This window comes from Pseudomonas sp. GW822-FHT03F08 (assembly GCF_058801265.1).
Genome location: NZ_JBXANC010000012.1, coordinates 99,842 through 111,874 on the forward strand (window position 1 = coordinate 99,842; position 12,033 = coordinate 111,874).

At 60.3% G+C, this 12,033-nt stretch carries 11 protein-coding genes; 8 read left to right on the plus strand and 3 right to left on the minus strand.

The window, feature by feature from the left end; all coding sequences use genetic code 11:
• Nucleotides 1-135 precede the first annotated feature (135 nt).
• Nucleotides 136-591 (plus strand): flavodoxin, encoded by a 456-nt coding sequence (locus AC1RME_RS26110; protein WP_096819050.1) that lies wholly within the window; start codon nt 136-138, stop codon nt 589-591.
• Here AC1RME_RS26110 and AC1RME_RS26115 read toward each other — a convergent pair.
• Nucleotides 581-1,468, minus strand: coding sequence for a LysR family transcriptional regulator (locus AC1RME_RS26115; protein WP_096819052.1), 888 nt, complete (start codon nt 1,466-1,468; stop codon nt 581-583). The genes AC1RME_RS26110 and AC1RME_RS26115 overlap by 11 nt on opposite strands.
• Before the next feature lie 95 nt (nt 1,469-1,563).
• On the opposite strand from AC1RME_RS26115, the gene AC1RME_RS26120 reads away from it, so the two are divergent.
• From AC1RME_RS26120 to AC1RME_RS26140, 5 genes are all read left to right on the plus strand, one after another.
• Entirely contained in the window at nt 1,564-1,950 is a 387-nt protein-coding gene (locus tag AC1RME_RS26120) for a CidA/LrgA family protein (RefSeq protein WP_096819054.1), read from the plus strand.
• Nucleotides 1,940-2,626, plus strand: a complete 687-nt coding sequence (locus tag AC1RME_RS26125; RefSeq protein ID WP_096819057.1) for an LrgB family protein — start codon at nt 1,940-1,942, stop codon at nt 2,624-2,626. Before AC1RME_RS26120 ends, AC1RME_RS26125 begins: the two co-directional genes overlap by 11 nt.
• Nucleotides 2,627-2,757: 131 nt before the next feature.
• Complete coding sequence (locus AC1RME_RS26130; protein ID WP_085729651.1) at nt 2,758-3,540, plus strand: class II aldolase/adducin family protein; 783 nt, start codon at nt 2,758-2,760, stop codon at nt 3,538-3,540.
• The gene (locus tag AC1RME_RS26135; RefSeq protein WP_493072686.1) at nt 3,540-4,442 is read left to right on the plus strand and encodes an alpha/beta fold hydrolase; all 903 of its coding nucleotides are present in this window, start codon (nt 3,540-3,542) and stop codon (nt 4,440-4,442) included. The genes AC1RME_RS26130 and AC1RME_RS26135 overlap by 1 nt, the downstream gene beginning before the upstream one ends.
• Before the next feature lie 152 nt (nt 4,443-4,594).
• Nucleotides 4,595-5,506, plus strand: a complete 912-nt coding sequence (locus AC1RME_RS26140; RefSeq protein ID WP_096819060.1) for an SDR family oxidoreductase — start codon at nt 4,595-4,597, stop codon at nt 5,504-5,506.
• A gap of 44 nt (nt 5,507-5,550) precedes the next feature.
• On the opposite strand, the gene AC1RME_RS26145 is transcribed toward AC1RME_RS26140, so the two are convergent.
• Together AC1RME_RS26145 and AC1RME_RS26150 are read right to left on the minus strand one after the other, a co-directional pair.
• On the minus strand, nt 5,551-5,811 hold the full coding sequence (locus tag AC1RME_RS26145; protein WP_096819062.1) for a hypothetical protein: 261 nt from the start codon (nt 5,809-5,811) through the stop codon (nt 5,551-5,553).
• Nucleotides 5,808-8,051, minus strand: a complete 2,244-nt coding sequence (locus AC1RME_RS26150) for an S-type pyocin domain-containing protein (protein WP_493091964.1) — start codon at nt 8,049-8,051, stop codon at nt 5,808-5,810. Before AC1RME_RS26150 ends, AC1RME_RS26145 begins: the two co-directional genes overlap by 4 nt.
• Nucleotides 8,052-8,746: 695 nt before the next feature.
• Between AC1RME_RS26150 and AC1RME_RS26155 the strand changes: the two genes are divergently transcribed.
• Nucleotides 8,747-10,540 carry a DUF1302 domain-containing protein gene (locus AC1RME_RS26155; RefSeq protein ID WP_096819067.1) on the plus strand — a complete coding sequence of 598 codons (1,794 nt, stop codon included), beginning with the start codon at nt 8,747-8,749 and terminating at the stop codon, nt 10,538-10,540.
• A gap of 23 nt (nt 10,541-10,563) precedes the next feature.
• Nucleotides 10,564-11,931, plus strand: a complete 1,368-nt coding sequence (locus AC1RME_RS26160) for a DUF1329 domain-containing protein (protein ID WP_096819069.1) — start codon at nt 10,564-10,566, stop codon at nt 11,929-11,931.
• The last annotated feature ends 102 nt before the right edge of the window (nt 11,932-12,033 follow it).

Genomic DNA, 12,033 nt, shown 5'->3' on the forward strand with positions numbered 1-12,033 from the left:
GTGTCGGTGGCAGGCATTCTAGAAGATCAATCGGCGCTGTCTACTGGCCATCAGCGCTTATCGAGAGCCAATCGCAACATTGCGCCGCCGGCTGTTACTATCGCCGCTCTTTTTTTCAGTTTCAGGATCAGATTGATGAAAGTCGCCATCCTCTCCGGCTCGGTGTACGGCACTGCCGAAGAAGTCGCTCGCCACGCGCAAAGCCTGCTGAAAGCCGCCGGTTTTGAAACCTTCTACAACTCGCGCGCCAGCCTCGCCGACCTCCAGGCCTTTGGCCCTGAAGCCTTGCTCGCCGTGACCTCGACCACGGGCATGGGCGAGTTGCCGGATAACCTGCAACCTTTGTACTCGACCCTCCGCGATCAGCTGCCGGCGGCCTGGCGTGGCTTGCCTGGCGCGGTGATCGCATTGGGCGACGCCAGTTACGGCGACACTTTCTGCGGCGGCGGCGAGCAGATGCGTGAGCTGTTCGGCGAACTCGGCGTGCGTGAAGTGCAGGACATGCTGCGCATCGACGCCAGCGAGAGCGTCACCCCGGAAACCGACGCCGAGCCTTGGCTGGAGCAGTTGATCGCCACGCTCAAGGGCTGATCCCGTGTTCGCGCAACAGCGCGAGCCAGGCTTGTGCAGCCTTCGACAGATACGCGCCCCGGCGCCAGATGAAGGCGATGTCCCAGCGTAGGTAATCCGGCGCGTTCAAGGTCAGGCGAACCACGCCTGGCCGCACCAGACCGCGTGCCACCACGCTCGGCAGCAGCACCACGCCTTGCCCGGCGGCCACCAGCGCCGCGAGAAAATCCGCCTGGCCGCTACGGCCACCTTCTTTCGGGGTGAAGCCCATCTGCTGGCATGCCTGAAGCAAACGATCGTTGAGCACGAAACTGCGCTGATACAAAAGGAACGGCGTCTCGTCCAGTTCCTCCAGACTGATTTCACCTTTCGTCGCCAGCGGGTGATCCACCGGCAGCAGCGCATCGAGCGGTTCATCGCAGAAGGGCTGGAAGTCGAACTGTGGGTCTTTCGGCCGCAGACTGCCGCCCAGTTCCAGTTCACCGCTCAATACCGCCTGTTCGATATTGCGGCTGCCACCTTCGAGCAACTGCACGCTGATGTTCGGGTAACGCCGCCGGTACTCGGCGAACAGCCCGGCAAACAGGGCATCGCTGCCCAGCAAGGGCAAACCGAGACGCAGCTCGCCGCGCGCCAGTTGGCTGAGGTCATCCAGTTCACTGAGCAATTCATTGCGCAGGCGCAGCATGCCTTCGGCCCGTTGCAGCACCACGCTGCCGGCGGCGGTCAGGCGTAGCTGCGAGCCCAGTCGTTCGAGCAGCGGCGTGCCGAGGCTCTGTTCGAGCTGAGCGATCTGCTTGCTCACGGCGGACTGACTGATGTGCAGGTTTTTTGCCGCCTGAGTGAAACCGCCCTGATGCATGACTTCGACGAAGCTTTTGAGCTGTTTGAATTCCATGGCCTGATTCCAGATTGGAATGGCTTTGAGTCTAACAATTCGCTTCGGGGATGGCAGTCCGGTTCGTAAAATAGGCCCCTGAAAGGAGCCCACCCATGAACGCCTCGACATTCAAATATCTCTCTCGCCTGCTGGCCGAACTGGCCGTGCTGCTCGGTCTCTATCTGCTCGGCTGCCAGTTGGCTGCGTGGCTGGCATGGCCGATCCCCGGCGGCGTGATCGGCATGGCGTTGCTGCTGTTGGCTTTTGCGTTCGGCTGGGTCAAGCCGGCGGCGCTGCAAATGGGCGCGGGACTGCTGATGGCCGAGATGCTGCTGTTCTTCATTCCGGCCTTGATGAGCCTGCTGGATTACGGCGCATTGCTGCGAGATGACGGCTGGCGAATTCTGTTGGTAATCGCCGCCAGCACGCTGATGGTAATGCTGGTGACCGCGTTCACCGTGGAGCTGGCCGTGCGCCTGAGGCGGTCCCATGAAGCTTGAACTGATGCCGATGTTCTGGCTGGCATTCACGCTGCTGGCCTACCTGTTCAGTCGCTGGCTGTATCGTCGGACCGGTCGCTACGTGCTGTCGCCACTGATTCTGGTCCCCGCATTATTGCTGGCCCTCGCCGTGCCGCTGCATACCGCCTACGCCGAATACTCCAGCAACACCCATTGGCTGATGCTGGTGCTCGGTCCGGTCACCGTCGCGTTTGCCGTACCGATCTGGCAACAGCGGCGTCTGCTGGTGCGTCACTGGTCGGCGTTGCTGCTGGGCATGCTCGCTGGCAGTGCGGCGTCGATCGCGACTTCGTTTGGCCTGGCCAGGGCCTTGGCGCTGGACAGTTCGGTGACGCTGTCATTGGTGCCGCGCTCGATCACCACGCCGTTTGCCATGCCGCTGGCGCAGGATCTGGGCGGTGTGCCCGAACTGACGGCGGTGTTCGTGATGTTCACCGGGGTGTTCGGCGCCATGCTGGGCGGGGTGTTGCTCAAGTGGCTGCCGCTGCGCAGTGCCCTGGCGCGCGGCGCCCTGTTTGGCGTTGGCGCTCATGGTGCGGGCGTCAGTCGCGCCCATGAAGTGGGGGGCGAAGAAGGTTCGGTGGCGGGGCTGGTCATGGTGCTCACCGGGCTGCTCAATCTGTTCGCCGCGCCTTTGTTGGCGTCGTTGCTTTGACATGGATCCAAGCGGCTGGCGTGGCTGACTCGTTCAGTCATCAAGCTGGCTGCCAATGCAACTACGCGATCCCCCGGGGCTGACTAGACTGCTGACACCTGCCGAAAAAAACAAAAACAGAGGTGCATACAGTGAGCGTAGCCCCCGTCCCTTCTTCCTTGAATGTCAAAGACCAGGTCAGTGCTGCGGAGTGGCAGACCCGGGTCGATCTCGCCGCCTGTTATCGACTGGTCGCCCTGCATGGCTGGGACGATCTGATTTTCACCCACATCTCGGCCAAGGTGCCGGGCACCGAAGACTTCCTGATCAACCCGTTCGGCCTGATGTTCCATGAGATCACCGCGTCCAGTCTGGTGAAGGTCGATCAGGCCGGCAACAAGCTCATGGACAGCCCTTACGAGATCAACCCCGCCGGTTACACCATTCACAGTGCCGTCCACGAAGTGCGGCATGACGTGGCCTGCGTGCTGCATACCCACACCGCTTCCGGCGTTGCGGTGTCGGCGCAGAAACAGGGCGTGTTGCCGATCAGTCAGCAATCGTTGTTCGTGCTGTCGAGCCTGGCCTTTCATGCTTATGAAGGCGTGGCGCTCAATCACGAAGAGAAGGCCCGGTTGCAGGCTGACCTCGGCGAAAACAATTTCCTGATGCTGCACAACCACGGCTTGCTGACCTGCGGCGGCACCATCGCCGACACGTTCCTGATGATGTTCACCTTTCAGCGTGCCTGTGACATCCAGGTCATGGCGCAAACCGGCGGTGCCGAACTGATCGCCATCGAACCGCAGATTCTGGCAGGCGCCAAGGCGATGATCGCTGGCGTCACCAAAAGTGCTCAAGGCATGGGCGGCGCACTGGCCTGGCCGGCACTGCTGCGCAAACTCGATAAACAAGACCCGGGGTATAAACTGTAATGCCTCTCGCCGAGATTCCTCTGAGTGCCTGGCGCAAACGCAGCCAGACGTTTGTCTTTCGTGGCCAGCCGATCCGCTACTGGACGGCCGGGCAGGGCGAACCGCTGCTGCTGATCCATGGTTTTCCGACGGCCAGTTGGGACTGGCATTACCTGTGGCAGCCGCTGTCCCAGCGCTACCGGGTGATTGCCTGCGACATGCTCGGCTTCGGCGACTCTGCCAAACCGCTGAATCACACCTACAGCCTGCTGGAGCAGGCCGATCTGCAACAGGCCTTGCTGGCGCATCTGCAGGTCGAGCAACCAGTGCACATTCTGGCTCACGACTATGGCGACAGCGTTGCCCAGGAACTGTTGGCCCGGCATTACGATGACCTGATCGAGGTCGCCAGTTGCGTGTTCCTCAACGGTGGTCTGTTTCCGGAAACCCATCGGCCGCTGCTGACGCAAAAACTGTTGCTCAGCCCGTTGGGCTGGATGATCGGTCGCGCGTTTACCCGCGATGCGCTGGTAAAGAGTTTCCATCAGATCTTCGGCCCGGACACCCGGCCCAGTGAAAGTGAAATGGATGATTTCTGGAGCCTGATCGAGTGCAATCGCGGGCCGCGAATCATGCACAAACTGATCACCTATATTCCGGAGCGTCGGGTGCAGCGTGATCGTTGGGTCGCGGCGATGCAGCGCGGCGAGGTGCCGCTGCGGGTGATCGATGGCGCAGTCGATCCGATTTCCGGTGCGCACATGGTCGAGCGTTATCGCGAGCTGATACCCGACGCGGACACCGTGCTGTTGCCGGGCATCGGTCATTACCCGCAAAGCGAAGCGCCGGTGCAGGTGCTCAAGCACTACCTCGAATTTCGCGATCACTTCGTGTTGCCGCCGCGCAAGGTGGCGTGTTCCTGATCGCAGGGCGGAGGCGCTTTGCGCCTCTGCACGGTTTCATCATCCCCCAGCCTTATCGCGCACCATTCAGCCTCAGCCGTGTTCGTTGTGACCGCACGCTCTGTGCCTGACACTCAGGGACACTGTCCCTCAGGCCTGCTGGAGTTGCCTCGATGAATGAGTCTGTGCGTTTCGAAGATAAAGTCGTGATCGTCACCGGAGCCGGCGGTGGCCTGGGACGCGCACATGCTTTGCTGTTCGCCAAACAGGGCGCCAAAGTGCTGGTCAACGACCTCGGCGGCTCGACCCAGGGCGAAGGCGCCAATGCTTCGGCCGCCGACCGCGTGGTAGCGGAAATCCGCGAGGCCGGCGGCATCGCCGAGGCCAACCATGATTCCGTCACCGACGGCGACAAACTGGTGCAGAACGCCCTCGATGTATTCGGCCGCGTCGACGTGGTGGTCAACAACGCCGGGATCCTGCGCGACAAGACCTTCCACAAAATGGAAGACGCCGACTGGGATCTGGTCTATCGCGTCCACGTCGAAGGCGCCTACAAGGTGACCCGCGCCGCATGGCCGCACCTGCGCGAGCAGAACTACGGCCGGGTGATCTTCACCGCGTCGACCTCGGGCATTTACGGCAATTTCGGCCAGTCCAACTACGGCATGGCCAAACTCGGTCTTTACGGGCTGACCCGCACCCTGGCCATCGAAGGTCGCAAGAACAACATCCTGGTCAACGCCATCGCCCCCACTGGCGGCACGCGCATGACCGAAGGCCTGATCCCGCCGCAAGTGTTCGAACAACTCAAACCGGAACTGGTCAGCCCGCTGGTGGTGTACCTGGCCAGCGAACAATGCCAGGAAACCTCGGGCCTGTTCGAAGTCGGTGGCGGCTGGATGGGCAAGGTGCGCTGGGAGCGCAGCCTGGGCGCCGGTTTCGATCCGCGCGTGGGGTTCTCACCGGAAGAGGTGGCGGCGCACTGGCAGCAGATCTGTGATTTCGAAGGGGCGGCGCATCCGAAGGACAACATTGAGGCGCTGAAGGAAATGATGGGGAATTTGCAGAAGTATTCGTTGTAGCTTGAAGTGGCCACCAGGCGGGAGCCTGGTGGCCTATTGGCCGGTCAGGAGTATCTGTTTTCGATCATGAATTTCGGAGGTGACCAGTTCGGGCCTTTGATCGCCAGACCGTGCTCTCCAACGGCCAATACACCGGCGGCGAAGAGTCGGGAATAAGCGCTTTCTAGCGCGCCATACTCTTTGATGATGTCTCGGTTGTAGAGTCTGATCATCCTGTCCAGATGCGGATTTGGTTTGAACAAAGCGAATACCGCAACGATGTCATCCAGAGACTCGTTTTTTACGATCTGTTCGACGGTGCTCATTTCCACATCTCCTTCAACAACTGTTGGTATGCGCGTTCTGCTTGTTCTGCGTCTGCTGCCAGCGCTTCAGGTGTATAGAGCAGAGAAGCGTCATCCTTCAATTTGAAGTCTTCCAATGTTGCTGTGTGCACATTGTTCCAAACAGGTGAATCTGGATCAGGCCGCTCGGTATCGCCATACCCCAAGGCTCTGAATCTTTCTAGCTCCCTTAACTCGTGAGTGTAGAAGCGCTTGTCTGTGTCCGTTATTTCAAGCTCTCCGCTGATGATTTTTTCCAGGCGGTCAATCATTACCTTATTGGCGGCCGATTCAGGAAATCTGGATATGTGCAGTTTTACGATAGTTGCTCCTTCTGATGTTGCAGTTACAGGTGTCCATGCCAAATCAAGAATTGAGCCGCCGGTTTCTTTGGGGTTGAATGCGCGGCCGCTGTGCTCGCCATCTTCGACGCCTCCGTCATAAGGACTGCTGAAAACCACATACAGCGGCGGTATCCCGGACTCAATCGGAAAAACCGTGATAAACCCACCCAACTCATACCGATCCAGTTCAGGAAACGGATCGATCCGCCCCTCTGCAGGATCGACTTCAGCTCCGTCGTAAACCGGCAGATCCGTATCGGCCTGCGGTAAATCCGTCGAAGGATTCAGTGGATTGACCAATGGCGTCCAGGTCAGCGTGGGGCCGTTGGCGTCGCTGGCAGTGGAAACGTAGGTGTTGGTGCGAGCGTCGAAACGGGCGACCCTGACGGGCACATTGGCAGGGACAGTCAGACCATCCGTGGTGACAACAGCGAACTCGATTTTGTCGCCCATCGTCGACGAACCGAGCCTGACCGGCAGATCGACTTCCCCTCCAATGGCGGCCAACTGATACAGCTCATCGCTGCTCAAGTCGGGTGCCAGGTCTGACAGTGGAACGCTGGCAGAGTAAAGATCGCCGTTGCCCAGTTTCGAGGGGGCGAGCAAAGCGGCGAATCCGACGATCACTGGCGCAGCCGCTGTGGAAATGGCCGCCATCGCCAGGGACACCGCCGTTCGCAGCGACGTTCTGAGTGCCAGCGTGGTTGCCGGGTTGTTGCCAAAAACACCGAGGGGCCCGGTAAAGGTCGGGCCGAATGCGGCCATCGATCCGGCATTGGCAAAGACGGCAGATTGTCCGCTCAGGGCGTTTTCTGCTTGCCGTCGGGCTTGTTCCCTGGCGTTCTTGCGCGCTTTTTTACGGCGTCTTTTCTGTGCCTTTCGCAGCGCTTTCTGCTGTTTTTCCTGCCGTGTTTTTTCAGCCAGCAGCCGGCGCTCTTCCATGCGGCGCTGAGCATCGGCTTGCGCTTGCAGACGTGCCTGTTCGGCAGCAATCTGTTGCGCGGCAGCGTCGGCGGCGATTTGCGCCTGCTCAGCAGCAAGCCGTTGTGCTTCAGCCAGCGCTGCAAGGCGCGCCTCTTCACGAGCCTGGATTTCCTCTTGTTCCTTTTGCTGCCGTGCCGCCTCTGCGAGTGCTTGCTGACGGTGTTGTTCGGCGGCAACGCGCTCTCGCTCGGCCACTACGCGTGCAGCTTGTGCCAGTGCTTCAAGTCGAGCTTGTTCATTGATCCGCGCCAGTTCGGCAGCAGCTCTCTGCGCTTGTTGCTCTGCAGCGATTCGCGCTTGATCGTTGGCCTGAACGGTCGCCAGCCAGTTGAGCACATTGACTTGTTGCTGGTTGAGCATCTGCAACGATTGCGACAACAGCCTCGCTTCGTGAGCGGCCCGGTATGAGAACGACCAGGTCTGAAAGGCAATGCCATCAGGCTTGAGAGGGCGCTCCATCGTTCGCGCCCGAGCGGTGAAATCGTTCAACGGCCGGTTCAGGGGATCGCTGCCATAAAACGTGTTGCCCAAGGCGGTCTGGCGATGAAACTCGGCCGTCTTGCGTGCCATCAGCGTATTGCGAACACCGAGCTCGCGAATGATTGCCTCGGCGGGCGGCAGAGGGTGAGTTGAAACTTCAAGTCTGGCGGCGGCAAGTTCATGTTCGAGGGTTTGTGCAAGTTGACTGGCTCTGGCCTGAAACTCCTGATCCAGAACTTGAGCGGTGCCTTTCACGATATGTACGTTGCCCGCAAAGGCAGGCGGCCTTTGAAAGGCGCCGCTGCTGCTGACATCGAATGTCGTTGCCGGTAACGGGTTGTAGCCGGGAGGCGCTGGTGCTGTCGTGTGGACAGGCTCGGTCAGCTCCCATGCTGGAGGCCTTTGCATATTCATATCCTTTTGAATGTGCGCTGTTTAAAAGTGATGAGTTGTTCTGCCATTAGAAGTTACAGGTGAAACGTCGGGCGCGGGTCCGAGAGTCCTGTAGGCAGTTACAGAAGAGTGCGGCAGAAAATTCGGTGATAAATAACGAATAGAAGTTGTTCGTTATTTCAATAAGGAAGTTTCCGAAAAGGATTCAGGAAGCATCTGACAGTGGCGGGGGGAGTGACTGATTGCTCACTCGGCGCGATAAACCATCGCCCATAAAAAAGGCCGCTGCAAACGCAGCGGCCAAGGTAAGACGTTGGATCAAGGAGCTACAAATCAACGTCAGTGAACACCAGGGCGATGGAGCGAAAAACGCTTCGGTCCATCAGAAATCGGTTGCCGACGACTCGGTCGCGGACTTTGTGCTTCGTGGCGGTCTGCCTTGAAAGCCCGCTCAGAATAAGGGCTTGAAGCCAAAGGAAAAATAGCGATTCCGGACATGCACTGTTACGGGGCATGTAACAGTGCTGCGTCTTGAGGTGGGCATCATCCGTTGAATTGATCATGGGTTATCCAGCTTGCCCATGCCTCGCGGCAAGCCCCGTTCCAGGCGGGGATTCATCCTTTCGGGCGACAGCGCGAATACCTCCTTGGTGCGCTTATCGTCCCCGTGTGGCGGCAGTAGGGTGGGGCCTTCTGTCACTCACCGGGGAAGACGCATGACAAAAACAACAATGCGCGCCATCTTCAAACCGCAGGCGCTGGCGGCTGCGGTCGCCTTGGGTTGCTGTGCCCAGGCCCATGCGATCGATTTCAACATCGGCGAAATCGAAGGCACGTTCGACTCATCGCTGTCGGTCGGCGCGAGCTGGGGCATGCGCGATGCGGACAAGTCACTGGTCGGCACGGTCAATGGCGGTACGGGCCAGTCTTCGACCGGTGATGACGGGCGCTTGAACTTCAAGAAGGGCGAGACCTTTTCCAAGATCTTCAAGGGCATCCACGACCTTGAATTGAAGTACGGCGACACCGGTGTGTTCGTACGTGGCAAGTACTGGTACGACTTCGAACTCAAGGACGAAGACCGCGAGTTCAAGCCCATCAGCGACAAGGGCCGCAAGGAAGGCGCCAAGTCTTCCGGCGGGCAGATTCTTGATGCGTTCGTCTATCACAACTATTCAATCGCCGATCTGCCGGGCACCGTGCGTGCCGGCAAGCAGGTGGTGAGCTGGGGCGAAAGTACCTTCATCGGCAACTCGATCAACAGCATCAACCCGATCGACGTCTCGGCCTTCCGCCGGCCCGGCGCGGAGATCAAGGAAGGCCTGATTCCGGTGAACATGCTGTTCGGCTCGCAAAGCCTGACGGACAAACTTTCGGTCGAGGGCTTCTATCAGCTGGAGTGGGACCAGACCGTTCTCGACAACTGCGGCACCTTCTTCGGTGTCGACGTCGCGGCGGATGGTTGCAACCATGGTTACACCGTCGCCAATCCGGCGATCGCCCCGCTGGCACCGGTGGCCGCCGCTTTCGGACAACCCATCGAAGTCACGCGCGAAGGCGTCGTCGTGCCCCGTGGCGGTGATCGCGATGCACGGGATTCCGGGCAGTGGGGTACGGCGCTGCGCTGGCTCGGTGACGATACCGAATATGGCCTCTATTTCCTCAACTACCACAGCCGTACGCCCACGGTGGGCACCACCACGGCGGGCCTGTCGACTCTGGCGGCGCTGCCGGGGATGGTCAGCACCGCCAATCGCCTGGCCCCCGGCAGCGGTTCCGGGCTGGCGCAAAGCGTGATGCTCGGACGCGGTCAGTATTACCTCGAATACCCGGAAGACATCCGTCTGTATGGCGCGAGTTTCGCCACCACATTGCCCACCGGTACTGCGTGGACCGGCGAACTCAGCTACCGCCCCAACGCCCCGGTGCAGGTCAACACCAACGACCTGACCCTGGCCTTGCTCAACCCGATTGCCGGCGGCGCGGCGTCGCCGCTGACTACGTCGCCGGGGGCCGACAACAAAGGCTACCGGCGCAAGGAAGTGACGCAACTGCAGAGCACGCTCACGCACTTCTTCGATCAGGTGTTGGGTGCCGAACGCCTGACCGTAGTCGGTGAGGCGGCGGTGGTCCGGGTCGGTGGTCTGGAGTCGCGCAGCAAGCTGCGTTACGGCCGTGATTCGGTGTACGGCCAGTACGGTTTCGGCGGCGACACTGGTGGTTTCGTCACTTCGACCTCATGGGGCTATCGCGCCCGGGCCATCCTCGACTACGCCAACGTGATCGGCGGGATCAACCTCAAGCCCAACCTGTCCTGGTCCCACGACGTCTCCGGTTACGGCCCCAACGGGTTGTTCAACGAAGGCGCCAAGGCAATCAGCGTCGGGGTCGATGCCGACTACCGCAACACCTACACCGCGAGCCTCAGTTACACCGACTTTTTCGGCGGCGATTACAACGTCCTCACCGACCGTGACTTCGTGGCCCTGAGCTTCGGCGTGAACTTCTGATCTGCCCGAGAAGGATGAAATCAATGCGCAAGATGATTCTGCAATGCGGTGTCCTGGCCTTGAGTCTGCTGGCCGCCAACGTGATCGCGGCGGTGTCGCCGCAAGAGGCCGAGAAACTCGGCACCAGCCTGACGCCGCTGGGCGCCGAAAAGGCGGGTAACGCCGATGGCTCGATTCCGGCCTGGACCGGCGGCATCCCGAAAAACGCAGGGGCGGTGGACAGCAAAGGTTTTCTCGCCGACCCGTTCGCCAGCGAAAAGCCCCTGTTCACTATCACCGCGGCCAACGTCGACCAGTACAAGGCCAAACTCTCCGAAGGCCAGGTGGCGATGTTCAAGCGCTATCCCGAAACCTACAAAATTCCGGTCTACCCGACCCACCGTACCGTCGCCGTGCCGCCGGAAATCTATGAGTCGGCCAAACGCAGCGCACTGAACGTGACCTCGATCAACGACGGCAACGGCCTGGCCAATTTCACTGGCAATCGCTACTACGCCTTCCCGATTCCGAAGAACGGTGTCGAGGTGCTGTGGAACCACATCACCCGTTACCACGGTGGCAACCTGCGCCGGATCATCACCCAGGTGACCCCGCAGACCAACGGCAGCTACACACCGATCCGCTTCGAGGAAGAGATCGCCGTGCCGCAGTTGATGAAGGAGCTGGATCCGGAGCAGGCCGCCAACGTGCTGACCTTCTTCAAGCAGTCCGTGACTGCCCCGGCACGTCTGGCCGGCAACGTATTGCTGGTGCACGAAACCCTCGACCAGGTGAAAGAACCGCGTCTGGCCTGGATCTACAACGCCGGTCAGCGCCGGGTTCGCCGTGCGCCGCAAGTCGCCTACGACGGCCCGGGTACCGCCGCCGATGGCCTGCGTACGTCGGACAACTTCGACATGTTCTCCGGCGCGCCGGATCGTTACGACTGGAAGCTGATCGGCAAGAAGGAAATGTACATTCCGTACAACAGCTACAAACTCGATTCGCCGAAGCTCAAGTACGACGACATCGTCAAGGCCGGGCACATCAATCAGGACCTGACCCGTTACGAACTGCACCGGGTCTGGGAAGTGATCGGCACGGTCAAGCCGAGTGAGCGGCATATCTACGCCAAGCGTCACATGTACATCGACGAGGACAGCTGGCAAGTGGCGCTGGCCGATCACTACGACGGTCGCGGACAGTTGTGGCGGGTGGCCGAAGGGCATGCCCAGTATTACTACGATCACCAGGCCCAGGCCTACACGCTGGAAGCGCTCTACGACATCATCGCCGGTCGCTACATTGCCCTGGGCATGAAGAACGAGGAGAAGCACAGCTTCGAATTCGGCTTCGAAGCCAAGGCGGCCGACTTCACACCTTCGGCCCTGCGCGCCGAGGGCGTCCGGTAAGGGGAGCGATACACTCGCGAGACAAAAGGCGACCGGTTGGTCGCCTTTTTTATGGGCAGCAATCAGCGTACTGAATACTCGTCAACAAGCATCGGGGAGAGG

What these genes read in the sequence shown, in the direction of transcription:
- AC1RME_RS26110 (WP_096819050.1), top strand. Translation starts at nt 136, where the DNA reads ATGAAAGTCGCCATCCTCTCCGGCTCGGTGTACGGCACTGCCGAAGAA.
- AC1RME_RS26115 (WP_096819052.1), bottom strand. Translation starts at nt 1,468, where the DNA reads ATGGAATTCAAACAGCTCAAAAGCTTCGTCGAAGTCATGCATCAGGGC.
- AC1RME_RS26120 (WP_096819054.1), top strand. Translation starts at nt 1,564, where the DNA reads ATGAACGCCTCGACATTCAAATATCTCTCTCGCCTGCTGGCCGAACTG.
- AC1RME_RS26125 (WP_096819057.1), top strand. Translation starts at nt 1,940, where the DNA reads ATGAAGCTTGAACTGATGCCGATGTTCTGGCTGGCATTCACGCTGCTG.
- AC1RME_RS26135 (WP_493072686.1), top strand. Translation starts at nt 3,540, where the DNA reads ATGCCTCTCGCCGAGATTCCTCTGAGTGCCTGGCGCAAACGCAGCCAG.
- AC1RME_RS26140 (WP_096819060.1), top strand. Translation starts at nt 4,595, where the DNA reads ATGAATGAGTCTGTGCGTTTCGAAGATAAAGTCGTGATCGTCACCGGA.
- AC1RME_RS26145 (WP_096819062.1), bottom strand. Translation starts at nt 5,811, where the DNA reads ATGAGCACCGTCGAACAGATCGTAAAAAACGAGTCTCTGGATGACATC.
- AC1RME_RS26150 (WP_493091964.1), bottom strand. Translation starts at nt 8,051, where the DNA reads ATGAATATGCAAAGGCCTCCAGCATGGGAGCTGACCGAGCCTGTCCAC.
- AC1RME_RS26155 (WP_096819067.1), top strand. Translation starts at nt 8,747, where the DNA reads ATGACAAAAACAACAATGCGCGCCATCTTCAAACCGCAGGCGCTGGCG.
- AC1RME_RS26160 (WP_096819069.1), top strand. Translation starts at nt 10,564, where the DNA reads ATGCGCAAGATGATTCTGCAATGCGGTGTCCTGGCCTTGAGTCTGCTG.